Raw genomic sequence first — 25,897 nt, 5'->3', positions numbered from 1 at the left:
CGTTAAGGGTTGTTTCTCTATTATTGGCAATGGGATTGGAAAGGTCAATCTCCCTTGCCATTAAGGACGATTCATAAGAGTCAGTATATCTTTCGGATGTTCGAATTTATACTTCGCGGGAATAAGGTCAGGCTGCCTGCATCCCCATAACGCTAATCCAAAATCTACTCCGGCATCTCTGGCGCATTCGTAGTCGTAGACGGTGTCGCCGATATAAATGGTTGAGTCCGGCCTTGCGCCGGAGATCTCAAGAAAGGTAAGCAAGGGCTCCGGATGAGGCTTATGCCGATTCGTATCATCCCCGCATAAAACAAAGGGCAGATCGCGAACGAGACCAAAGGGAACAAAGTCATTCAGATACTCTTGACTCGTCTTCGAGGTAACCACTCCTTTTAGAACCGGGTACTCCCTAAGTTCAGCAAGCAGCTCCCCAATTCCGTCAAATACATGAATCGTACCTAACACCGCTTGCTCCGTATTGATTAAAGTGCCGTCAATGTCAAAAATAAGGGCCGTATACATAGCTATCTTCCTCCTACAGCTTTAGAATGAATCTCTTGTCTGTAGGCTAAAGTATGAAATCCTTTTCAGGTCAATAGCTAAATCGATTGCCTTATAATAATGTGATACGGGATCTCGATCTTATCCCTGGATTTTTCAACGATGAGATCAAAGGCCTGTTCCCCAACCTTCACCAATTGATGATCAACCGTAGTTAAGCCTAATCCAATTCCAACCGGCTGATTTTCTTGGCCGATGATCGCCAAGTCTTCCGGTACCTCCAGCTGGATGCTTCTTGCATACTGGTAAATCCCCGTTGCAACCTCATCGCCGTTCGCGTAAATAGCCGTTGGCCTCCGTTTAGCATGAAGCAGCTGCTTGGCTGCCCTTATTCCATCCTCCATGCTGTAGCAATCGCTGATATGATAAGCAGGCGGAAGCTCGCCAAATATATGCTCATACGCTTTGAAAGTCAGTCGGGTACTGTTGCTCTCTTCTCCTCTTGCCGTCGTAAACGCGACACGGGTATGACCCTTGTCCCTTAATAAGCGGAAGGCGTCTACGAAAGAAGCATACCGGTCCATGTAGGCGCAGCCAATCTCCGGATGTTCCGTATATTCGCAAGCCACAATGGCACCGTATTTGGAATACGGGACAATGGCGTCCCATGCATTCGAGCGTGACGTAAGGATAATCCCGTCCAGCTGTTTATTTTTCAGCCTGTCCAAGGAACGGAGCTCTTTAACTTGATCATATTTGGTAGGCAGCACCATAACGGAATAATCGTGTTCCGCCGAGCGGTTAAGCACGCCGTGAAGCAGCTGATCAAAAGCCTGATTGTTATTATAGGGCATGATGACGCCGATGGTTCTTGTTTCTTGACGGATTAAATCAACGGCCAGGCGGTTTGGCGTGTAATCCAATTCGTCGATCACGCGCTGAACGGCCGCCCGCTTCTCCTCCGATACATACGGATTATGATTCAGCACTCTGGATACCGTTGATACCGAAACGCCTGCCCGCTTTGCAATGTCATTAATATTTGCCATTGTCACCTCCGTCTACGAATGAGTGTTATAAATAATATCGAATCTATAACACTATTCCGTATGCAACAAGCAAAAGACTGACGATAACTCGGCAGTCTTTTACTTGTTTCTTATTTCGTATTACGCCCTTATGGGTTGGTCGACCAAAGTCCCGCTTGCTTCAATACGACACGGCGGTGCAGCTTCAGCTGCGCTACAATCAGGTCCGCCAAATCTTCAGGCTGCATAACCTTATCTGGGTTGCCGTCGGTTAGCTTAAGCTCCACAGCCATATCCGTTGCCACCGTGCTTGGGGTCAAGGTGATTACCCGAATATTATTCTTGCGAACCTCAAGCATTAAGGATTCGCTGAGACCGATAACGGCAGCCTTCGAAGCCGTATAGGCGCTTGTGAGAGGCGCTCCTCTCTGGCCGGCCGTGGACGCAATGTTTACGATATCGCCCGTATTGCGTTCAATCATCTCAGGCAATACCGCGCGTGTCGTGTAATACACGCCTTTGACGTTAACATCAATGATGTTCGTCCAATCTTCCGGCGTCAGATCCATGAAGCCGCCGAATTTGCCTATGCCGGCGTTATTAATTAGAATGTCGATGGCGCCTAACTCGGAGCGAATGCTCTCAACCGCTGCGGTAATCGAAGCCAGATCGGCCACGTCGGCTGATGCAAGGGCTACCTTCACGCCATACGGCTTAAGCTCTTCCGCTACTTTATGTAAATTATCAAGCGTTCGTCCAACAAGGCCGACATGAATACCCTCTTGCGCGAACGCAATGGCTACCGCGCGTCCGATCCCACGCCCTGCTCCTGTAATTAACGCTACTTTCCCTGCTACGGATTGCATATCTGATCTCTCTCCTTTAGTTTGTAGTCAAGATCTGTTCAAAAACATTGTACAGTTCTTGATCCCCCAGGGCAAGGCGAGCGCCAAGAGAAATTCCATGCGGAAGGACTGAATGGAACCAACGGCATGTCCTACGAGAAGTCGTGAAGATCATCGGCCCGGAAGGTGAGATCGTAACGGAGACACCGGGTCGTTAACCTGAGAGATTGCCCTTATCATCGTCTTAAACGAGCAGACCTGAAATAACCGGATCTTTTTTCATCACGCGCAGGATAACCGTTAAAGCTTCAGCCCTCGTAAGGTTATCATTCGGCGCGAATCGGTTCTCTCCTTTGCCTTGAATAATCCCTGCTGCCGCAGCTTCTTCAATAATCGCTTTAGCCCAATACTGTGGTGTTACATCAATGAAGGTATTGGCTTCACCGGAATTGCTTTGCAGGATTAATATTTTCGAGAGAATAGCAACCATCTCGGCACGCGTAATCTTTTGGTCAGGATGGAATGTTCCATCCGGGTAGCCGCTGATAACCCCGTAATAGGCAAGAATTCCAATGGAATCTCGTGCCCAGGAGGTCTGGGTATCTTCGAACTCTTTCCCGCCGTTTTCCAAACGCAAAGCAAATGCTTTAACGACAAGCGTACTAAATTCGGCTCTCGTAACGGAGGCATCCGGTCTAAAGCTGCCGTCCGGATAACCGTTAATGATGCCCAGCTTAGCGCCAAGCGAGAGATCTTTGGAAGCCCAATGGGACGCCGTATCTTGGAATGATGCAGAATTCCCGGCATTTAAGGCATTTTGTATGGAAGCTTTAAGCCGGTCCATAGACACGAAATCGTAGAAGATCTTCACAGCCGGGTTCGTTACAGGGCCCGAGATGGAGACACTGCTTACAGTCACGTTTATGTCTATGGATCTGGTTCCGTAGACGGCGGTGATAACCGTACTGCCTGCCTGAAGACCTGTTATTGTTCCGTTTGAGACGCTGGCGATTGCGGAATTCCGAACAGACCAAGATACGTTTGAAGTCACATCCGCCTGGGTCAGATCCGAATACTTGGCCGTAATGGCTGTAGTCGCCGTTTGCCCTGCCAGAACGCTTATTGCATTCGTACTAGCGCTTAAGCTGCTTAATGCGATCAAAGTCATGCTCTTTGTTACCCTGTTACTGTTGCTTGTTCCATCGTTTACGGTGAAGCTAATCGTGCGAGCCGCGGTATCCGGTGTCGCCGCTATGTTATTGTAGGTCACCGCGCGTAAAGCGTTCTGCCATTGGGCCAAGGTTGCTGCAGCTCCCGCGGAAGTCATCGTCAACTCGCCGCTTGTGCTCGAATAACTGGCCGTAATATTGCCGTATGCCGACGCATTGTCGTTCACGAATGCCAGTACATCCTCTTGGTCACTGTAATGGCTCGAGACGTTAACCGTTGCGCTTGCTAGCGTTGCGTTGTCCAAATCGTTTATCGTAAGACCGTTGTCGATAGCGACCGGAGTAGAAGTTAATAGATCACCGGTCCTGAAAATGGCCGGACCGCTGCTCAACGATACGACAGGCGTCTGGTTCGTTGCCGCTACGGTAACGGTCCTCGTTGTTGTATTGCTGGAATTGCCTGCCCCATCGATTGCGCTGAAGCTGATTGCACGCGTTGCCGTATTTGGCGTTATGGCCGTATCCGTATAAGCAACGGAACGCAATGCGCTTTGCCATTGCGCCAACGTTGCTGTTGCGCCCGCAGAGGTCAGCTTCAGCACTCCCGTTGCTGCATAATAAGAAGCCGCAATGTTCCCCATGGTCGCTCCGTCGTTGGTAAAAGCCAATACATCTTCCCCAGATTGGAAATTACCCGTTATAGCCACCGATGCGCTTGCAAGCGTAGCACTTATTCCATCGGTTACCGTGAGACCTGAATCGATAACAACCGGAGTAGAGGGCGTGTTATCACCGGCTACGAACGAAGCCGAACCGCTGCTTGCGGTTAAATTTGGAGGCCCAAGCACATTAACGGTTTTCGTAGAAGCAGCGCTGGTTTTTGCACCATCACTTACCGTGTAGCTGATTGTACGGTTCCCCGTCGTCGTACTCCCTGTTGAAAACGTTACCGTGCTTAAAGCGTTGGACCATTGCGCCAATGTAGCCGTTGCGCCTGCGGACACCAGCGTGAGCACGCCTGTGGCTGTGTTATAACTGGCAACAATATTTCCGTATAGGACTGAGCTCGTATTGATAAAAAGAATCGTATCTCCGGATTTGTAACCAGCCCCAATGGATACCGTCGCGCTGGACAATGTCGTGTTGTCCAGATCGGACACCGTCACACCGGGGTCAATAGTTACGGCAGATGTTCCGGATATGTAAGCAGTTGTCCCGCCAGTTACGGTCACGATTGGCGTCTGGTCCGTCGCTGTTACCGTAACGGTCCTTGTTGTTGTGTTGCTAGTATTGCTTGCCCCGTCAATGGCACTGAAGCTGATTGTACGCGTTGCCGTATTTGGCCAGATGGCGGTATTTGTATAAGCAACGGAACGCAATGCGCTTTGCCATTGCGCCAACGTTGCTGTTGCGCCCGCAGACGTCAGCGTTAACAAGCCCGTTGCTGCATTATAACTGGCTGAAATATTACCCATGGTCGCCCCGTCGTTGAAGAACCCCAGAACATCTTCTCCGGCATGGAAGTTGCCCGTAATGGCAACAGTTGCACTTTCTAGCGTAGTACTAACCCCATCAGTGACCGTTAGACCGGAGTCGATAATAACCGGTGTAGAGGCCGTGTTGTCTCCTGCCACGAATGAAGCCGAACCCGGAGTTGCGGTTATGACGGGATCCGCGGCGGCGGCGAATGTGCTGGACGTCAAATAATTCCCCAGCCCCAATTGAAAGATCATCGCAAGGATAAGCAAAAACATCGATTTTCGTGATAAGTTTTTCATGACGGCCTCTGTCCATTTCTGTAATAGTTTAAATTAACTCTATTAATTAGCTCTATTTATTATAACTCCCATAGTTTAAATTGATAATATGTGGGAACCAAAATATCACTCTTATAAAAACAAAGAAAAACCTTCGATTATCAAAGGTTTTTCTTTGTTTTTATAATTTAATCCAAAAGCGGACGAATCCACCTCGCATAACATAACAACCCTGCGCCCAGCACTACCGTCGTTATGAGGAAAGGCATCCGGTAGTCCGCACCGGCCAAAATCAATCCTGCCAAATAAGCGGCAATGGAAGAACCTACGCTGCGGAAGACCGAACGCATCCCGGCGAAGAGGTTTCTCTCCTTTTCTTTAAGCGCGGACATTAATTTACTGTCTACCAGATTGGAAAGCATGGTCACCCCGCCTCCGCGGATAAGGAACAACACCGTAAACAGCCATACCGGCATGGACCAGAAAAGAGCCAAGAAAATAACCATATTCATAACGAAAACAGAAATAATTGCCGTATGCGGGCCAAACCGCTCCATGATATAAGGAGTAAGCAAAGAACTTACGAAGAGAACAACTCCCGCTATTGCAAGCAGCAGAGAGACCTTATCGTCCATCCAGTCCAGCCGGTATTTGACGATCACATTGAGGAATGATCCCGTTATCGCAAGCGCTCCTCCTAGCAAAGCCATAAAGACGGCGAACAGCCATAGCTTGGAGCTAGGAAGCTTCTTTTTCCAACCGGACATCATCTCAAGGTTTCTACTATCATCCAATCTATTCTCCGTAGGAGGAGTGGCGCCGCTCTCTGCCGGAAGAATCAAGCCGCGGACAATTCCATGAATGACAAACACCAGTCCGGCGAGAAGCAGGGCCGTCCGATAGCCTTCTCCACTTGTTGCTTCGCTAGGCAAATAACCCGCGATTAAAGTACCCGCTCCCGTGAAGGCCGTAAAGACCGCAAACATTAGGGAGAACGCTCGCATCTCATCCCTGCGGGACGTGCAATAATGGAACAGGAGCTGTACCTCCGTCGTCTCTACCAACGTTAATCCGATAGAAACAAGGATTTGAGCCAGGTAGAAGTAAGTAAGTTCGCCGGTAAAGGCATACAGGACATTGCCTGCCGCAATAAACAAAATGCCGGTAACGAGCAGCTTTTTGCGGCCGTACCGATTGGCGAGCAAGGATACGGGGATAGCCAGTATCCCCATAATCAAGATGCCAACGGATACTAAAGCGCCAACCTGATCTTCCTTTAATCCTTTGGACAATAAATGCAAATTAAGGACGAGCGAATACAGTCCGATTCCGATACCGTACAAAGACTCGGTCATCAGGAAGCGGCGAACGCCTGAGGGCAGACGCAATAATCCCCGGAAATAGTCTGACATCTCCTACTCCTTTCCGAGAGTGGAAAGGCCGCGCTTCGCTTCCAATCTCATCTGATGACTGAGTCGCTCCGGAGCGGAATCCTCGGAAAGGTAAGGCTTTAATAGCACCCGGAAACGGAATTCGTCAGGAGTAACCATGCAATCCGGTGCTTGCGCCGGCCCGCAGCTATTGCTGCCAAGACCATTCTGCCGATAATCCAGGTTCAGCGTAATGAAATCCCGCGGAACAAGATCGCTGGCATGCCTTGCCGCTTCCAGATCGGCATCCGTATATCTTCGGGCGCTGAATTCAAGCGTTGGCTCGCCTACGGCAAGCAGCCCGATACCGCCGCCGTCCGTCACCGACACCCAGCGGACATCCGTGCGGTTGCCGTTTTCCTGCGGATAAATATAAGGGGTAAACAGCTCGTCTACCGTTTTGCTATACACGCCGAAACGTCCAGCTTCCTTGCTGTCGGAATAATTTTCTCCCGGTCCGCGGCCATACCATTTGACGTTATCCATAGACGGAGAGAGCTCCATTTGGAGCCCAATCTTAGGCAGCATAGCTGGCGGCTTGCCTTCCGGAACCCCGTGAATATCAATCATTATTAATCCGGAGCCCGTTACGGTATAGACGGTTTCGCAGCGGAAGCCCCAATCATGCACCGGCGGCGCTATGCGGGAGATCCAGCTGATCCGAACAGTCCCTTCATCAAGCCGTTCCCACTGGCATCCATCAATACGCTCCGACAGCTTATCCAGATGCGCCTTGCGCCAATCGGACAGGACATACATGTCGTTATCAATCGGCGCCCTCCAGAAATTAAGGCGCGGCCCTTTGTTCACAATCTCTTGTCCGTTCATTCGAAGCGAGCGGATGCCGGATTGACGGGAGTCGAAGGCTATTTGGAATAAATCGTTTTCAAGAATAATTTCTCGTCCTTCCTCCAAGCAGGATAAGCTTCGAATAGGCAGATTTACAGCTGCCGCCGAGGCGTTCCTCTCCGCAGCTTCAAGCGCAAGCTGCGCCCAGGCCAGCTCATGTCCCCGCTCTCCCCAGCTGCAATCTGCCGCAAGCGAGAAACCGATGTTCAACCACCGCTCGGCACCAGGATCTAAATGGGCAAGCTGCGCATCCGTCCGAACAGGAACGTCCAGCTCCGCGCTTTCGCCCGGTCCAATCGAAGGCAGCACCAGAACACCGCTTTGAACCGTACGTCCGTCTGCAATCACGCTCCAATCCGCGTGAAGGTGATCCAGCGTAATAAAATCGTACCGGTTAACGATGCGTATACGATGATTCGACAGATATTCAACCCTTACAGGCTCGATTATCTTCTTGTATTCGATAAGTCCCGGTGAAGGCGTCCGGTCGGGACGAACAAGACCGTCAATAACGAAATTGCTGTTATTTGGTTCATCCCCGTAGTCTCCGCCATAGGCGTAATCGTCTTTTCCATCAGCCGTCTTCCGGGAGATACCGTGGTCAATCCATTCCCACACGAAGCCGCCCTGCAATCTCGGGTAAGCATCAAAGGTATCGAAATACGGCTTAAGCCCCCCTGGCCCATTGCCCATCGCATGAGCGAATTCGCACAGGATATGCGGTTTGGGATGATCAACCAGCTGTCCGAAGCCTTCCATTTTCTCCACGGAGGAATACATCGTGCTCACCACGTCGCATACTTCCGCTTCCCGGTCTTCTTCATAATGAATGAGACGGGTCGGATCAGCCTGCTTGCACCATTCCGACATCGCCCTGAAATTGCAGCCAAAGCCGGATTCGTTGCCAAGCGACCAGAACAAGACGGATGGATGGTTCTTATCGCGTTCGACCATGCGGCGGATCCGGTCGACATACGCGTCCCGCCAGGCGGGATCATCGCTTAAACGAGAGATATTGCCAAGCGGCTCGAATCCGTGAGTCTCCAAATCCGCTTCTTCCATCACATACAGCCCGTATTCATCGCAAACGTCATAGAACCGGGGATCATTCGGATAATGCGCGGTTCTCACCGTATTAATATTATGCTGCTTCATCATCATGACATCTTGAATCATCGTGGACAGCGTAACCGTACGTCCCGTATCCGGGTGATGGTCATGCCGGTTCACGCCTTTAAGCAGAATGGCTTTACCATTCACCAAAAACTGGCCGTCCTTCACTTCAATCTTGCGGAAGCCTACCCGTTGGGCAACCGTCTCCAACACATGGTCATGCTGATCGACAATGCTGATCGTTAAATGATACAGTGCCGGCGATTCGGCGCTCCACAGCGCAGGCTTTGTTACCAGCATCGCGAATTCAGTACAAGCTTGATCTTGGCTTGCCGAATCGATCGGATTAACCGCGGATGCAACCGCATTGCCTTCCTGATCCAGCAGGTTCAATCTGATTTCCCCTTGCAGGTTGTCTCCGCTTAACTCTATTTTTACGGACAGGTTTGCATCGCAATACTGCGAGTCCAGCTCGGTCACGATCCGGTAGTCTGCAAGACGGATGGAGGATGGCTCGGAAACTAGATATACATCCCGGAAAATACCGCTCATATACCACATATCCTGATCTTCCAGGTAGGAGCCGTCCGACCATTGATAAACCCGGACGGCCATGCGGTTAATTCCGGCTTTCGCATAAGGCGTCAAATCAAACTCCGACGTTAATCGGCTTCCTTGGCTGTAACCGACGAACTCGCCGTTCACCCATACATGGAAGGCGCTGTCTACGCCGTCAAACTTGACCGCCAGCTTTCTTCCGTCCCAATACGGAGGAAGCTCAAACTCCCGCACATAGCTGCCTGTCGGATTATCGTTAGGCACATGGGGAGGATTGACCGGAAACGGATAATACAGATCCGTGTAATGCGGATGGCCGTAGCCCTTCAGCTGCCAGTGACCCGGAACCTGAATCTCGTCCCAGCCGGACACGTCATAGCTCTCTTCAAAAAAGGCTTCCGGCGCCCATTCTGGCCCTTTCGAGTAATGAAACTTCCAGTTGCCGTTTAAGGATTTGAACCAAGGGGAGCTCCCCCTGTCATAGCTCAAAGCGCCTTCTATATCAGAAAAAGGGATGAAATACGCCCGGCTTTTCGCCCGGTTGCGCTCCAGCACCGCCAGATTGTCCCAATCCCGTTCGATTGTCTTGTTTGTCATGATGCTTCTCCTCCCGAATCGCAAAGCTCTCTGTTTATTTAATCCCCGTATTGGCGATTCCGCCTACAATATAACGCTGCGCGAAGAAAAATACGGCAAGCGGCGGAATCGAGATCAGACAGGTAATCGCCATAATGGACTGCATATCGACGCCAAACATCCCCTTGAACTGCGACAAGCCAAGCGTAAGCGTGTATTTCGACTGATCATTAAGGAAAATCAGCGGTCCCAGGTAATCGTTCCAGCAGTTCATCACTTGAAACACTCCGACCAGAATAAGCGGCGGCCCCATAAGCGGCACGATTATTCGCGCGAGAATGCCGAACTTGTTCGCTCCGTCAATCGTCGCCGCTTCATCCAGCTCACGCGGAAGCGTAAGAATAAATTGTCTGAGCAGGAAGATGAAATAGGCCGACCCGAACCATGACGGAACAATAAGCGGCTTAAGCGTATTGATCCAGCCCAGGTAGTTAAACTCCATGTATTGCGGAATCATCGTCACTTCCCAAGGAATCATCATCGTCGCCAGCACGACAAGAAACAACAGATTGCGTCCCTTGAATTCGAATCTTGCGAAGCCGTAAGCCACAAGCGTACAGGATACCAGCTGGCCGATCGTTGACAACAGCGTCACGATAACCGTGTTTTTCAAAAATAAGTTGAAGGGCTGTATCGTCCATGCATCCGAGAAGTTGCTGAATTGGAGTGCGGAAGGAATCCATTTCGGCGGAAAAAGGTACAGCTCGGCTTGTGACTTAAGCGCCGTGGTCACTGCCCAGAACAGCGGCGCGGCGAACAACAGCGAGCAGCAAATCAATAACGCATAGATAAATAGCTTTTTCATGCGGTTTTCCCCTTTCCGCCAGCTTTCGTTTTCTTCTGCGGCTTGCGCTTCATCTCGCCTTCATAGAACACCCACGCCTCGGAAGACTTGAATACCAGGAAGGTCAGCGTAAGCACGATAAGGAACATAAACCATGCGTTAGCTGCGGAATAACCCATTTTGTAATATTTGAATGCATTCTCATACATGTACATCGCGTAGAAGTAAGTGGCTTTCATCGGCCCGCCGCCCGTCAAGAGTAAAGCGAGAGTGAGCTGCTGGAAGGCCGCGATAATGGAAGTAATCAAGTTAAATAGAATGGTCGGGCTTAGCATGGGAACCGTCACGCTGAAGAACTGCCTGATTTTCCCCGCTCCATCCAGTGAAGCAGATTCATATAGATCCTTCGGAATTCCCTTAAGCCCGGCGAGAAAGACGAGCATCATGGAGCCTTGTCCCCATAGGCTTGCGACAACCATCGCAACCATGGACCATTTGGTATCGTTCAGCCAGTCCGGACCTTGCACGCCAAGAATCGAGAGAAAATAATTCAGGATGCCGTAATCGCCGCTGTACACCCAGGACCAGATCATCGCTAGAGCAACGCCGGAAATAACGGAAGGCAGATAGAAGGCGGTTCGGAAAATAGCCGTGCCGCGCGTGTTCTGATTGAGCAGAATGGCAAGCCCCAGCGCGACGATAATGTTGAAAGGAACAAACAGCGCGGCAAACTTAAGCGTTACGCCTAGCGACTTCCAGAATAACGGATCATCCGTAAACATGGATTTGTAATTTCCAAGACCGATGAAATGCACCTGGCCTACGATCGGCCAATCAAAAAACGAAATAATAAGCGAGAACAATAACGGGCCTAGCGTGAAAACGAGGAATCCGAATATCCACGGGAAGATGAAGAGGTAGGGCGCAGCCCCACCCCATCTGCGTTTTCTTCTAGGCGTGAAGCTGGCCGCGTTGTTCCCTGCTGTCTGCGAGTAGGTCTGAGCCATCTCCTAACCTTCTTTCCAAAGCTGTAATGTTATTTCAAATACCGCTCGCTGTCCTTCACGGCTTGATTAAGCGCATCCTGCGCATCGCTGCCGTGCACGACCGCTTCAACCGCGGCGGACAGCTGACGGTTCACTTCATTCCACTTGTCGTTAAGAAGAAAGGCTGGGGTATTGTCCGAGCGCTCCAGCATCGTATAGTAAGGCTTGTATAGAGGATCTTGATCCTTCTTCAGCTCGCTTACTACGCTTACCCGTACCGGCAAGTCGGCTACGCGCATCTTGATCGCTTCGCTCGACACGTAATATTTGATAAATTCCCAAGCCAGCTCCTTCTGCTTGGAATCCTTGGCAATGGACAGGGCAGATTCGGCGACGACGCCTTTTACCGGCTTGCCCGGGAAGGCCGGCATCTCTACCGTGCCTAAGTCAATTCCTGCTTGCTTGAAGGATTCGAGCGGCCAGATGCCGCTTTCCCACATGGCGATTTTTCCGCCTTTGAATATATCCTCTCCGCTTTGCTGCCCTTTGCCGCCCGTCAATACAGCCGAGCCGTTCTTCAGCATATCGCCAAACATTTGGATGGCGCCGGCTGTTTCCTTGCTGTTCATAAAGCCGTCGATCGTTTTGCCGTCATCCGAGATATAAGATCCGCCGTTGCTCCATACAAAGCCTTGCAGATCATACGTATCGTTCTCCGCGCGTACGCCAAAGCCGTATTGCTTCTTCGATTTATCCGTCAGCTTCTGCGCGGCGGACTGAAAATCATCCCATGTCCAGCCATCCTTCGGATACGCGATGCCCGCATCGTCAAACATCTTTTTGTTGTAGTAGACCACGCGAGTCGTAAAGCCTGCCGGAATGCCGTAGAGATTGTTATCTATAGTCGCATAGTTGAACAAACCGCTGTAGAAATCATCCTTATTCAGATCCTTATCGCCGTCCGCGTAGCTGTTAAGAGGCTCAAGCGACCGGTGATACGTTGGGAAGTCCCACATGTACATCACATCCGGTGGATTCGTAGCGCCAAAACCCGCCGCGAGCTTCTGGTCAAAGCCATCCGCGTAGGCTTCTACCTGCACCTGCGTTCCGGGATGATCGGCTTCGAATTTCTTCGCGATATCCTGCTCGATCTTAAGCGCGTCGCCTGTATCCCATGTCGCGAACCGAAGCTTCTTCACATCGGCGGAACCTTTTCCGCCCGCGGACTGCGCCGAATTGCCGCCCGAGCTTTCATTATTGCCTCCGCATGCCGTCAGCGCAGCCATCGACACTACAGTTGTCAGAAGAATAAAGGTTAGTTTCTTTTTCATTTCTGGCAGCTCCCCTTTTGAAAAATGAGATATATAATAATTGAACCGCTTTCATCATAACGAAAATGAAAGCGGTTCAAAACCGATAACTATTCGATTGTTTCCGTGTTTTTGTTCGATTGCGAAGGCGGGTGGTCATCTGTTAGATGCCTGTTGTCTTTTTGTTCGGCGCGGTAGCGGCTTGGCGTCTCCCCCGTGCACCGCTTGAACCACTTGCTGAAATATTTGCTGTCGCCAAGCCCCGTGCGCTCGGCAATTTCCTGCATCGTAAGATGGGTATCTCTTAATAATCCCGTAGCCAGCTTTAGCTTCCGTTTGTATTGAAAAGCGACAAAGCTGTCCCCGACCGCTTTCTTGAACAGAATCGAGAAATGGCTCCGGCTGAGACCGACCTGCCTTGCCACATCGCTGACGGACCATTCGGCGGACGGATTGTCGTGAAGCAGCTTGACGGCGCGCCAAATGGCTTCCGGCCAATCCGATTTCGATACATTATAAGCCTTCTCCAATTCGGCCTCCTTATGAAGCGCAAGAAAGGCTTCCAATCTTTCTTCCGTATCCGAGAGCGGACCTCTTCTCGCCCACTGCAGCTTCGCAAGCTCGCTTTTATGCTCCACCAGCAAGCTCTCCATAGCATTTGCCTTAGATTTCGGCAGCATGCAATAACAGCGCTCCTCCCCATACGGAATTAGCATACCGGTACAAAGCTGCTGATCATCAGAGGTGCCTTGCTTAAGCAGGACCGGCCATGAGCATTCGCAGCCCACGGTTTTAATCAAATAGATATAGACGGGCTCATCGTTAAAGGACCGGTCCTCGCCGGAACGCTTCTCCATTTCGCCGATAAACTTATCATTGTGTCCGTTCAGCCAAGCATATAGAAGAGTGCTCAGTCGCTCTCCTTGATCGGTTTCCTTGTCTTTCACAGCCGCTGATTCCGAAGCTGCCGCGAACTCTCTTTGGAATTTCGCGAGCATTTCCTCCAGCTCTTCATCCTCGAATGCCGTTTTTAGCAAATAACCGGATGCGCCAAGCTTCATGCCCTGCTGCGCGTATTCGAAGTCCCTATGGCAGCTGAGCAGAATGATTTTGGTATCGGGAGCTGTTTCTTTCACTTTCCGAGATAATTCTATGCCGTCCATCTCGGGCATCACGATATCCGTGATGACGACCTGGGGCTGGTGTTCCAGAAAAGCTTCCCAAGCTTTACGCCCGTTCGGGGCATCCGAGACCACTTCCATTCCGTATTTCTCCCAAGGTACGGTCGAACGGAGTCCTTTGCGGACAATACTCTCGTCGTCTGCAATCAATACTTTAATCGCTGTTTCCGTTTCCATGCGGATTCTCCTCCTTCTTGGGCCATTCGATGATGATGGTTGTCCCTTCCCCTTGAATCGATTGTACGTTTAACCCGAACTGTGGTCCAAAATGCAGCTTGAACTTCTGATTCGCGTTCTGCACGCCAAGCCCTCCCCTGCCCTTACGCTTCTCCGTATTCGGCAAAAGAAGACGTTCCAGCTTCGCTGCGGGAATGCCCGCTCCATTATCGGACAGGATAAGCCGCAGATGATTGCCTGCTTCGCGAATGGTTAACCCAATCTCTCCTTGACCATCCTCGAACCCATGGAAAAAAATATTTTCGAATAACGGCTGCAGTGTCATACGGGGAATCAAATAGCGCTTAAGCTGCTCTTCGCATTCCAGCTTGTACGTAAACACGGGGCCATAACGTATTTCCTGGACTTTGAGGTAATGCTCAATAATCTTCAGCTCACTCCCGAGGGGAATCATCTCCTGCGAGATATCCAGATTACCCTCCAGCACCTTGGTCAGATGGTATAGCATCTGGCGAATGTCCTCCGCTCCCTGCAGTCTTGCTTTCCATTGAATCGAGTTCAGCGTATTGAACAACAGATGGGGATTGATCTGATAGTGAAAGGCTTTGAGCTCCGCTTCCTTCTTAAGCCTCTCGCTTTGTTCAATCTCGCCGACTAACGTCTGTATGCCGCTTACCATATTGTTAAAGCTGATATCGAGAACGCCCAGCTCGTCCTTCGCTTCCACCTGCGTTCTCGTATGCAGCTTGCCGAAGCTGACCTTCTGCATTGCGTCTTTGAGCCGGCGGATCCGCACGGTGAAACGGGATGAGAACAAATAAGCGAGTCCAAATGCCAAAAGACAAGAAGCCGTTGCCACGATTATCGTGTTCGACCTGATAATGCCGGAGGAACGATAGAACGATGCGGCAGGCAGCCTTGATTCTATGTTCCACCCGTTTACGGCTATGGTTTTGTTCCAGACAATATCGCTTGACTGCGAAGCAAAAGCACCCGCCGTTTCGTAGATAACCCTTCCGCTTGAGTCATTGATTCGAAGATGCGCCTTCGTATCGTTCTCGAACAGCTTGAACATATGAAGCAGCTCTTCGGCATTCTCTTCGATTAGAATCTTGCTTCCTTTCAGGGCTCCATAGGGATTATTAATCGATACGGCCAAGCCCAGAACCGGCATGCCGGCATCAGCCGTATCGTTCATTCCGTGGCTCTGGGGGTAGAACCCAAGCCAATATTTGCCCGATTGGGAATCCGGCATCGTATGCCATGCGGGAATGGCCGTCAGCTTGGATACGTCCAGATTATTTTCCCCATAATAATAGCCGGTACGAGTAATGATATAAATGCCGGTCGTCCGATCGGTTTTAAGCGCTTTCAAAAGCGACTCCAAATCATTTTTATCCATGATATCGCTATAGGTTGAAGGAGGCTGATCTCCTAAGTCAGCCCAAGCGGGATCAAGCAAATACGTATAAATCGTCTCCGTCGTCTGATTCATCCGGTTCAAATAGGAGCTCGTCTGCTGCTCCAGCTGCGCTACGGCGTTCTCTCCGTATTTGCCGAACTGAGAATTGATAACCTTCGCCGATTGGTAATAGGACATGGCGCCAAGCGATAGCAGCGGGATAATCGTAACAATAAGAAAACTGACGAGAAATTTGGTGCGAATACTCCGGTAAGCGCTTGGCTGAAGGCGAATGCGAAGCCGTTTCAGTAAATCGTTCATAGGGATGCCCTCCGTGCTGCTGCTTGCAAAAATCAACTGAATTGTAGCATGGACCATTCCGACAAACAATGTCATTGGTCCCCAAACGTCAAAAGCACTTCCTCGCCAGTCTTTTTAAGACGGTGAAGAAGTGCGATCAAGCCATTAAGTTGTATATTCATTTCCCAAAATCAGAAATACGCTGGACGTCCAAGTGAATGCGCGATCCCGCAAGCCTTCTCCCGTAACCGCGTCGAAATTCTCAGCCATCCCGCTCCGGTCAAGCATCGCGCAGAACCGCCTCGAGACGGTTTCCGCAAGCTCTCTGTCTCCTGCCGCGGCAGCGCCTTCAACTAAAAGCATGGTTGATGGCGCCCAGATCGGACCACGCCAGTAACCATCGGAAAGATAGAAGGGACTATCGAGACTTTCCGTCGCCCAGCCGTTAACCGTTAAAAATCTGCCCTCTTCTCTCAATCCCCGCAGCAGAGCAGCACGGATATCTTCAGGCAGACGGCTGCCCAATAGAATCGGTACGAACAGGAGCAGACTGTCTCCTTCCGACTTCTCGTGAGTACCGGAGCGGCAGGACGCAAACCGTCCGTTGTCCCAGAAATGGGCAATCATTTTTTCTAGTGTGTCCTCGGCAAGCTTCCGCCATCCGACCGCCTCTTCCGCTTTTCCAAGCCGCTCCGCGATGCCGGCCAATACTTCCGATTGAATAATTAGAAAAGCCGCCAAATCCGGGCTTTCGACGGGAATGCCGTTGTTAAACGCCGTACTGTTATCCCATCCGGAGTCATTGCCGTGATTGTATTGCGGTATGCCGTCGCCATCATTATCGCGGTACCGGAACCACCAATTTGTCCATTTGGATAAAGGCCCGTATACCTCAGCCAGCTGCTCCTCTTGGATAAAATCCGTTCTCGCCATCATCCAAGCAAGCGTCCATCCGTGAATAGGCGGTTTGTTGCAATTCCATAACGCATACTTATCGTTGATGAAATCCGGGATAAGCCCGCTCTCGTCCTGGCGGTCGAAGAAGATCATGAACTGATCCCAAGCCAGCTTCGGATCGTGGCGTACGAGCGCCATGGCGTTAAAGCAGTGATCCCAGCTCCAAATATTCGTCATCCAGTTCTTCGACATATACATAGCGGGACGCGTCAGGCATCCTTCCGCCGGAACAAGGCAGGACCAGGTAATATAGGAAGCAAGAGCACGGCTATCTTCCCAGCGTTCGGGCATCGACAAGCTGTTATTCAGCCACTGGCTAAACTCTTCCTTCACTTCATTTACGATATCATCGAACGGCTTCCAGGCAGCCCGCGGCTCCAGTACGGTGAGGAATTCTTCGATAGCGAATTCGGATTGCCCTGTTGCCCGGTCCGGCAGGAAGTCGGCGATCACGTAAGTGCTTTTGATTTTATCCCATGGCACCTCCATCCGCAGCTCTCCGACAAGCGCCGTAAGCCTGAACCGGCATTCATGGGTGAAGCTGTTGACCTCCCACCTGCCGGGCGACTCTTGAAACGCGTAATCATAGGCGGATGTACGGAACGTTAATCGGATTCCGCAGCCGCTTGTCCGGACGCGGAATGTCCGGCTGTCGGAAATGCAGATCTCGGCCGTTAAGCCGCATTCCGATGCCAGTTTCACCCGCTCAGGCGAGGCTGCCGAGTTGAACGGTACGGCTTGGCCGCCTTCATCCAGCATGGCGACATGAAAAGCCTCGCCGAATTTATCATCGCCGCCGCGAACGGTGCGCAGGTACAGACCTTGTTCTCTATCTTGGGCTTCATGCAGAATCGAGACCGCCAGGAACGAGTCTCTCCGACTGAACGGAACGATATTTAAGTCAAAGTTCATCATAATCTCCCTCTCGACTTCGTCGTATACGCTTTCATTTTATCGAAAGGGGAGTTCGGCCGTAACCGACAGTTGTTTTCAGAGGGGAGGGTAATTGTTTCGCAGCGGGATTTTCTCGAATGAAAAGAGGCAATTTGTTCGGAGAATATCGTGTTTTTGTTCGATGCGAACCGGCGGATAAACAACCTAGACAAGGTAAATACTTTGCAAGAGGTGATGGACTGTGGAAGCGTTTAGAGCGAAGGAGATCGCCGATTCTCCGGATATGATTATCGTATCGTATTTCGGCGTCCCCGTTTTTATCGAGCATGTTAATGTAGGGGCAGGCACGGCGAGAATTCACCCGACGGCCACGCCGGAAGAAGAGCAGACGGTACCGGTCGAGGTGCTGGAGGAAGAATTCAACGACGAATCCGATGTATCGTTTGTGTGAGCGAGGAAGGGGATAAGATTCTTGTCATCCGCAAATGACGGGAACCTTATCCCCTCCTTTTTTATTCATCCGATGTTCTTAACCGGTGTAGCTTCAGAATCACCACAACAGCTTCCGATCTTGTCGCCTCGGCTTCAGCATGAAACATGCCGTTTCCTTTGCCATTCAGAACTCCCTGCTCCTTGAGTGCATGAACCGCTCCGGTCGCCCATTCCGGTATGCCGGAGTCATCCGCAAATCCGGCGTCCCCGGCTGTTAACGGGATATCGAACGCCCTCGCGGCCAGGGTTGCCATTTCCGCGCGGTTAATCCGAGCGTTTGGACGAATCGTTCCATCCGGGTAACCTTGCGCAATTCCTTTTGCATAGGCCATACCGATGGCCGGCACCGCCCATGCCTGTATTTCCGCTTGATCGGCAAACACATTCACCGTAGCCGCCCTAGTTAATTCCGCTCGAATTGCGTTCATGAGCATGACGAGAAATTCCGCTCTCGTAATCGGCGCGTTGGGCTTGAATGTCCCGTCCGGATACCCTCCGGCGATACCCGCGCATGCTGCTTGCTTCACAAACGTTTCCGACCAATGACCGGCAATATCGGATAGTCGTGATCCGTCATTGACACATGGCTGGGGAGTTCTCGTAACGACTATTCGATAATCGGCAACCGTTCCGTCTGCAGCCGTCACCGCAATCTCGATTGTCGTCTCTCCGACTGCAAGAATGATCGGCTGGCTGGCTTCGCCTCCGGGTACCAACTTTCCGTTAAGGCGAATGGTTGCTTGCGAATGCTCGGCTATGGGGGTAATCACTAATTTATCGACGTCATCAGGTACTGTCGTCCGATACTCTTGTATCGAGGATGAGAAGGCCGGCGTAAGCTCTCCGCTGGATAAGGTGATACCGCCTAACCTTGCATTACCGGACAGAGAGGGCCTCGATGGCGCGGAAGCCCGAGTGACGTTAATGGTATAGGTTTTCTTCGTTATACCGTCCTGCGCCGTCGTAACCACCAAAATCGTGTTATTGCCGACACTGAGCGGAATATCCTCCGAATCTGCTCCGCTTGCTACCGGCTTGCCATTCACCGTAATCGTCGCGGCTGCATCCGCTGCGGTTGGCTTTACTTTGACGGATGCAATGGAATTCGCCACGTCCGCCGTGTAGGCGTTCACGGCTGGCGAAGGAGCGGCTGACAGCGTTCCGCCCGTAATCTCCAGATTGTTCAATTCAGCGTTATCGTTAGCTTGAATGACGGTTAGGATATACGTCTTAACCGGTCCCCATTGCGGAGTCAGCGTAATTTCAAGCCGGTTGTCACCACTCGCTAGAGGAAGCAAATCCGAAGCGGTATCGTTAGTCAGTCCGAAGGGACCCGCAGCGAGCAAGCCCGATGCATTGTACATGCTTGCCGTTGCACTCGCGTTGGCCTCTCTTGGCGTCACCGTAATTCCGCTTTTTCCTTTGGCCACAACTACCCTATATTCATTCACCTCGGAAGAAAGTGACGGGCTCAAACGGCCGTCGGATAGATCAAGACCTCCTAATTGAGGATTTATTATTAAAGCCTGCGTCGGAATAGACTGGTCCCCGGTGGACCCGTCACCAAGCTGACCTTCGTAATTTGCTCCCCATCCCCATACTGTGCCGTCCTTTTTTAAAGCAACATTGTGGTTAACCATGGATGAAACTTCCGTTATATCCGTTAATCCCGTCACTTCCACCGGCAAGTCGCGATTGGTATTGGTTCCGTCTCCGAGCTCCCCGTAGCTATTAAGCCCCCATGACCAGACGGTACCGTCGTTCTTTACCGCCAAGGAATGGAATCGTCCTGCGGCAATCGACTTCACGTGATCCAAACCGGTTACCTGTACGGGGAAACTCGTGTTATCCGTTATTCCGTTGTTTCCAAGCTGACCATAACCGTTATCTCCCCATGCCCACACCGTTCCGTCGTTTTTTAACGCAATAGTATGGTTGCCGCCCCCTGCGATCGCCACGACATCGCTTAAACCTTGGACTTTCATTGGAACAGCTTGGTAATAATTGATTATCCCCGTGCCAAGCTGTCCATCATTATTCATTCCCCAAGCCCAGACCGTTCCATCGGTTTTCACGGCAAAGGATTGATCGAATCCGGCAAAGATCGCCGTAACATCGCTTAGACCGGAAACCTGCGCGGGGAAATATCCGTTATCCATGGTCCCGTCTCCGAGTTGTCCATTCGCGTTTAATCCCCAGCTCCACACCGTTCCGTCATTCTTCAAGGCCAAGGCATGATCCGCTCCCGCCGCAATTGTCTTGACGTCGCTTAACCCGCTGACTTGCACCTCCGTGTTACGCTCATAGCTGTGGCCTAATCCAAGCTGCCCAAAGAAGTTGTCTCCCCATGCCCACACCGTACCGTCAATCTTTAGCGCAAGGGCGAAATCAGCTCCGGCCGCGATTCCCTTGACCTCGCTTAATCCCGTTACTAAATCCGGAGTGAGACGGTCTCTCTTGGTTCGGTCTCCAAGCGTTCCGTATTCGTTATTGCCCCAGGACCATATACGGCCTCCTTCGTCCAGCAGCAGCGTAAATTCGTTTCCCGCCTTCATCTGCTTATGTACAGCCACAGCCGCTCCACCGCTGGCCATAGCCCAATGGGAATATCCCGGATTAATCATCCATACGAGTATTAACGCCAGCAGCAGCTTCCCTATACGAGACATAAGTCCAATTCCTCCCTATCTTTCTTCTAAAAAAGAATTATAGGGAACTTGGCTTCGCTCTCTCAACCAACTAAAGTTGGTATTTACAACAATCCCATTTCCTTTGCTCTCGAGATGGCCTGCACCCGATTCTTGACCTGCAGCTTCTCGTAAATGTTATAAGCGTACTTCTTGACCGTCCCCGTGGAGAGAAAAAGCTGCCGGCCGATTTCTTCGTTCGAAAGACCCTCGCCGATTTTCCGCAATACTTCCCGTTCCCGCTCGGTCAACTTGATGGCTGGGATTTCTTTCGCCCGGGTATAGGAAGCAGTCCAACCGCCTTCGGAAATCCTCTCACGCAGCAGATTCGCGTATGCAGCCATTTCTCCCTCCGGCTTAGCTTCGCTTAACCACCGCTCGAATAGAGGAGTTAATGCTTGTCCCTCGTCCATGAAAATGCGGATAAAACCTTCCGGGCGCGCTAATTCGCAGGCTTGTGCCAACGCAGAGGCGGCACTGGCGTAATCCGCCAGCTCCTTGTGGCATAAGGCCTGAAGCAGGAGCGCTTCAATTCGGCTTGCAATCCGGTCCGCCTGTTTCGCTTCCAGGCTAATTCGCGAGAGCCAGCCCAAAGCCTTGCGCAGCTCGCCCTGCGACATCAAGACGCGCGCCAAAGTAAAGTTCTCGTATTCGCGGCTCACATCCGCGCGCTCCATGATTCGAATATGACGGGCATTAATCCATGCGGCAGCCGCCTCGGTTTCTCCCGCGGCAAGCTGCAGTCTCGCCAGTCTTGCTTCCACGATCATCTGCCAGCGGGGAGAACGGCATTCCCTCATCTCTTCAATCGCGCGCAGGATGACGTCCCTGGCCTGATCCAATTGCCCTTCCGCCTGCAAAATTTTGGACAGCAGGATGTATCCAGGCGCCAAAGCCGCTGGATTGCGCGGAAACGCCCCGCCATATAGCGCCTTTTCAAGGGTTAGCCGCGATTCTGCAATGCGATTGAGTTCGTATAACAAATCCGCAAGCAAAATCACGCCCAAGCCCTCCAGGCTCCGATGCAGCACAAGCGACAGCTTCTCATCGGCCGAAACGTGTGAGGACAAATAAGCGATTTTGCGCAATCTGCCTCCGAAGCCGACTGGACCGCGATACAGCAGAGCCTCGCCCATATTCACGACATTCGCAATCGATCCATGCCGCACCAATAAATCCAGATTGCTTTTCAGCTGTCCGATGAACCCGTCAATATCCCCTTCATAATAGGAAAGCGAGTTGCTGTACATCCGGATATGCACTTGCATTTCCTTTACCCGTTCGCTTTCAATCAGCCCGGGCTCCGTATCCAACAAGGCTGTGACTTGATCCAAGTACCGGCGGGCTTCAGCCGCCCGCCCTTTCGCGGCTTGTACGCTTTCCTGGAAAAAGAACAGATTCGTAAACCGTACGATGCTTCTGAGCGGCATCTCGCTAAGCCATCGAAGCAGATCGGCCTCTTCCCCGCTTCCGATTATTTCAGGCAAATGCCGTTCCATGTACTGGCCGGCCGAATCGAAATCCTCCGCCGCCAGCGCATGCTTGATCGCTTCCCGATACAAGCCGCGTTCTCCGAACCATCGATGAGCTTTCCGGTGAAGCTCGCTTCTTGTTGCCTGGTCACAGGTTTCGTCCAATCGATTCCGGAGCGCCTCCGCAAAAAGATGATGATACTTATACCAGGTACGCGTATCGTCGAGCGGGCTGACGAACAGATTCGATTTTTCCAAATAGGCAATCGCGGAAGCGGAGTTCGCCCAATCGGTCACCGCATCGCATAGCGATACGGAAAAGCGCTCCAGAATGCTCGTCCGCAGCAAAAAGCTCTGCACATTCTGCGGCTGACGATGGATAACCTCGTCGATCAGGTAATCAAATACGTAACGGTTATGACCGTCGAAGGAACGAAGAAAATTCTCGTTGCCGCCTGTTGCGGCCAAGGAATGAAAGGCCAGAATCAGTCCTACCGCCCAGCCTTCGGTTTTGGCGTCAAGCTCCGTCATTTTTTCAGGCGTAAGCCTTGTCTCCGACGTCTTGTTTTGAAGCTCCATCGCTTCATCCGCCGTGAACCGCAGATGACGTCCATCCAGCTCCAGCACCTGTCTCCGCGCCCGCATCCGTGACAGCGGAAGCGGCGGAACCGTTCGGCTGACGATGACGAGATGAAGGGCAGCTGGCATATGATCAAGCAAATAAGAAAGACCATTATGAATGGCCGGATTGTCGATGAAATGATAATCGTCCACGACAAGTATCGTCTCCTCGGCAATCCGGCCCGTTAACTCATTCAGGAAAAAGGACATCGCCGACTCCGCGGACGTCTCGCCGAATGAGAGGAAGATCGGCATCGCCGCTTCGTAGAAGCCCGGAATCGTCCGGTCAATCGCCGCGGCCGCGCAGCTCCAAAACCGCACGAACGTATTATCGGCCGGTTCAAGCGACAGCCAGGCTGCGCGAGCCGCCCGCCTACTGATCCAGCCGCTGACTAGCGTTGTTTTGCCGAATCCGGCAGGCGCCGCTACCACCGTCATCCGGCAGGTGTTCGACCGGTCCATAATACTCGACAGTCTCGGCCGCTCGACATAATTGGATGCCGCATTTGGAACAAGCAGCTTGGATACGGCAATTGGCCCCCGTTCGGAACCGGGGATCGCATTTAATTTCATTCCTTGATTTCCCTCCCCATAAAAGCGCGGTAATTCGACATAAACTAACAAGAATTATACACTTTTTGGAACCCGCCTACTTAAAAATAATAGAATAAATTTGATTATTCTATTATGTAGCTATGAACATGAGCTATCATTTCATAATAATGGTAAAAAAAGAACCAACCTTTAAGGTTGGTTCTTTTTCCAGCAAGGCATCTTTGAGTATTCGCGCCAGCTCTATAGAGCTGATCCAAGTCTTTTCTCAGACTATAGGTACTGAGGTGGTCCCAGAGGTCCTTCCAAAGGGTTCTATAAAAGTTAGAACTTATTAAGCCATTAAGCATACTCTATGCTTAGTTACATAGGAGACGCGGTATTATTTATCTCATTAGGAGGGGTTCGTCTAAATGAAGACCAGTAATAGAGGCATTCTCAATACGCTTTATATCCTTACTGGAATTTGGCTTCTAGTGTTCTTACTTGGACGAGTTTCTCTTGCCTTGATAGCTATCCCTCCTTTATTAATTTACGCATATGTTTTCCCAACACTTTCACTAATGGCTTCTTTCTACTATTTTTTCACCAATAAAAAATAGTTTTTGGAGAGAAAACTAGCGGCATGTATTTTTATCCTTTCGTTCCTTATTCTATTTATTCTCCCTAGAATCTTGGAGTATGAAAAACTTATTAAAACGGAGCCTACTAATACAGTCATTACTGAATTCATTAAACTCGAAACTATTGGATTGCCAAATAAACTGGATTTGCCTGCCACAAAAGTTAACTATCAAAATGAAAGTAAAAGTCTTGATATCTCTATTACAATAAATTCTCAAGCCTTCATTAGGGATTCAATTTATGCTAATAGCTCTCCTGAGCTGATCGCAGCGGTTATAAGAAATGTACTGTATAACTATTCTGTTCATATTCCACAGGATATAAGTAATGTAACACTAGTTCCACAATCAATAAATTTTTATACTTATTGGGATGATGTGTTACTTCTTGGCACTCATTTTTCTCGAGATAAAAAAAGATATCGAATCAAAGAGCCATACCCAGAATTAACAATCTGGGGTACGCCTTCTGAATGGTATTTTGAATATGGGAATGACCATAAGAAGTTAAATGTCTCACTCAAACCTTTACCAACAAATAAAATAAAAATTGATTTTAAGCCATATATAAAAACAGCAGCCGGTCATTTATAGACCGGCCACTGCTTTAACGTAATCATAAGAGGCGTTTAGCCTTTTAGCCTAAACTCAACTCGCCTTCGCGAGTCTCGTACCGCGAACGGATGCCACGGCATATACGATGAGCGATGTCCAGATGAGCGCGAACCCGACAAGCAGGACCGGAGAGACCGATTCCTTGAATATGAATATGCTTAACAACAACATAATCGTCGGCCCAATGTATTGTACGAATCCAAGTGTGGACAACGCCATGCGAGCGGCAGCCCGCGCAAAGAAGAGCAGCGGCAACGCCGTAACCACGCCTGACAAAAGCAGTTCGACGAACGTGGTCGCGGGCAGCGTCCATGCCGTCGTTTTTCCCGTGGCAGCCAAGTAAATCCAGTAACCAAGCGCGACGGGCAGGACGACTGCCGTTTCCGACAGCAAGCCAACAGAGGCGTCTTGCGCAATCTTTTTCTTCGCTAAGCCGTACAAGCCGAACGACGCGGCCAGCGATATCGCGACCCACGGGAACCGCCCGTAGTCAATGGCAATGATGAGCACTGCCAACCCTGCGATGGCAATCGCGAGCCATTGGCCACGGTTGGGCTTCTCGCGAAGGAAGACAACCGCCAGCAGAACGTTCAAGAGCGGGTTCAAATAATAACCGAGACTTGTCTCTACGACATGACCGTTGTTGACCGCCCAGATGAAGATCAGCCAATTCGCCGCGATCAGCAGTCCGCTCGCGGCGAGCGGAAGCAGAAGCGTGCGGCTGGACGCAATCCGCTTCATGTCGCCCCAGCGGCGCTGGACGGCAACAAGAATACCCATGAAGACGAACGACCAGACGACCCGATGGGACAGAATCTCTCCCGCAGGCACGTCGTTAAACAATTTCCAATATAGGGGGAGGACTCCCCACATGATATACGCAATAATGGCGTTTACCAATCCGCTGTTCATAACCATTTCCCCACTTCTCGCTCCGATGTCTGAACGGATTATACAC

General features: G+C 50.9%; 17 protein-coding genes. 2 read left to right on the top strand and 15 right to left on the bottom strand.

The window, feature by feature from the left end:
• Positions 1-60: 60 nt before the first annotated feature.
• From ACR9FF_RS08190 to ACR9FF_RS08135, 12 genes are all read right to left on the bottom strand, one after another.
• Entirely contained in the window at positions 61-522 is a 462-nt protein-coding gene (locus ACR9FF_RS08190; protein ID WP_435170245.1) for an HAD family hydrolase, read from the bottom strand.
• 77 nt (positions 523-599) lie between these two features.
• Entirely contained in the window at positions 600-1,550 is a 951-nt protein-coding gene (locus tag ACR9FF_RS08185) for a LacI family DNA-binding transcriptional regulator (protein ID WP_435170243.1), read from the bottom strand.
• Between the two features lie 128 nt (positions 1,551-1,678).
• On the bottom strand, positions 1,679-2,395 hold the full coding sequence (locus tag ACR9FF_RS08180) for a 3-ketoacyl-ACP reductase (protein WP_127496094.1): 717 nt from the start codon (positions 2,393-2,395) through the stop codon (positions 1,679-1,681).
• A 223-nt stretch (positions 2,396-2,618) separates the two neighbouring features.
• Positions 2,619-5,321, bottom strand: coding sequence for an S-layer homology domain-containing protein (locus ACR9FF_RS08175; RefSeq protein ID WP_435170241.1), 2,703 nt, complete (start codon positions 5,319-5,321; stop codon positions 2,619-2,621).
• A 167-nt stretch (positions 5,322-5,488) separates the two neighbouring features.
• Positions 5,489-6,712 (bottom strand): MFS transporter, encoded by a 1,224-nt coding sequence (locus ACR9FF_RS08170; protein WP_435170239.1) that lies wholly within the window; start codon positions 6,710-6,712, stop codon positions 5,489-5,491.
• Positions 6,713-6,715: 3 nt separating this feature from the next.
• A complete protein-coding gene (locus ACR9FF_RS08165; RefSeq protein WP_435170237.1) occupies positions 6,716-9,847 on the bottom strand; it encodes a glycoside hydrolase family 2 TIM barrel-domain containing protein in 3,132 nt (1,043 codons plus the stop codon).
• A gap of 34 nt (positions 9,848-9,881) precedes the next feature.
• The gene (locus ACR9FF_RS08160) at positions 9,882-10,691 is read right to left on the bottom strand and encodes a carbohydrate ABC transporter permease (protein WP_127496098.1); all 810 of its coding nucleotides are present in this window, start codon (positions 10,689-10,691) and stop codon (positions 9,882-9,884) included.
• Positions 10,688-11,677, bottom strand: coding sequence for a carbohydrate ABC transporter permease (locus ACR9FF_RS08155; RefSeq protein ID WP_201004207.1), 990 nt, complete (start codon positions 11,675-11,677; stop codon positions 10,688-10,690). Before ACR9FF_RS08155 ends, ACR9FF_RS08160 begins: the two co-directional genes overlap by 4 nt.
• Positions 11,678-11,706: 29 nt before the next feature.
• Positions 11,707-12,987 (bottom strand): ABC transporter substrate-binding protein, encoded by a 1,281-nt coding sequence (locus ACR9FF_RS08150; RefSeq protein ID WP_435170234.1) that lies wholly within the window; start codon positions 12,985-12,987, stop codon positions 11,707-11,709.
• 89 nt (positions 12,988-13,076) lie between these two features.
• A complete protein-coding gene (locus ACR9FF_RS08145; protein ID WP_435170232.1) occupies positions 13,077-14,324 on the bottom strand; it encodes a response regulator transcription factor in 1,248 nt (415 codons plus the stop codon).
• Positions 14,302-16,047 carry a sensor histidine kinase gene (locus ACR9FF_RS08140; RefSeq protein ID WP_435170230.1) on the bottom strand — a complete coding sequence of 582 codons (1,746 nt, stop codon included), beginning with the start codon at positions 16,045-16,047 and terminating at the stop codon, positions 14,302-14,304. The genes ACR9FF_RS08145 and ACR9FF_RS08140 overlap by 23 nt, the downstream gene beginning before the upstream one ends.
• Positions 16,048-16,191: 144 nt before the next feature.
• Complete coding sequence (locus ACR9FF_RS08135) at positions 16,192-17,895, bottom strand: amylo-alpha-1,6-glucosidase (RefSeq protein WP_435172062.1); 1,704 nt, start codon at positions 17,893-17,895, stop codon at positions 16,192-16,194.
• A gap of 223 nt (positions 17,896-18,118) precedes the next feature.
• Here ACR9FF_RS08135 and ACR9FF_RS08130 point away from each other — a divergent pair, with 223 nt between their 5' ends.
• On the top strand, positions 18,119-18,328 hold the full coding sequence (locus ACR9FF_RS08130; RefSeq protein WP_127496103.1) for an H-type small acid-soluble spore protein: 210 nt from the start codon (positions 18,119-18,121) through the stop codon (positions 18,326-18,328).
• A gap of 61 nt (positions 18,329-18,389) precedes the next feature.
• Here the strand turns inward: ACR9FF_RS08130 and ACR9FF_RS08125 are convergent, their stop codons facing one another.
• Positions 18,390-21,038 (bottom strand): cadherin-like beta sandwich domain-containing protein, encoded by a 2,649-nt coding sequence (locus ACR9FF_RS08125; RefSeq protein ID WP_127496104.1) that lies wholly within the window; start codon positions 21,036-21,038, stop codon positions 18,390-18,392.
• An 83-nt stretch (positions 21,039-21,121) separates the two neighbouring features.
• Positions 21,122-23,722, bottom strand: a complete 2,601-nt coding sequence (locus ACR9FF_RS08120; RefSeq protein WP_435170227.1) for a LuxR C-terminal-related transcriptional regulator — start codon at positions 23,720-23,722, stop codon at positions 21,122-21,124.
• Positions 23,723-24,375: 653 nt separating this feature from the next.
• Here ACR9FF_RS08120 and ACR9FF_RS08115 point away from each other — a divergent pair.
• The gene (locus ACR9FF_RS08115; RefSeq protein ID WP_435170225.1) at positions 24,376-24,918 is read left to right on the top strand and encodes a hypothetical protein; all 543 of its coding nucleotides are present in this window, start codon (positions 24,376-24,378) and stop codon (positions 24,916-24,918) included.
• A 54-nt stretch (positions 24,919-24,972) separates the two neighbouring features.
• On the opposite strand, the gene rarD is transcribed toward ACR9FF_RS08115, so the two are convergent.
• Positions 24,973-25,851 (bottom strand): EamA family transporter RarD, encoded by an 879-nt coding sequence (gene rarD / locus ACR9FF_RS08110; protein ID WP_127496106.1) that lies wholly within the window; start codon positions 25,849-25,851, stop codon positions 24,973-24,975.
• Positions 25,852-25,897: the final 46 nt, after the last annotated feature.

This window comes from Paenibacillus glycanilyticus, from assembly GCF_051200795.1.
In the GTDB taxonomy this organism is placed as follows: Bacteria; Bacillota; Bacilli; order Paenibacillales; family Paenibacillaceae; genus Pristimantibacillus; species Pristimantibacillus glycanilyticus.
This window is presented reverse-complemented; position numbering and strand designations above follow the sequence as displayed.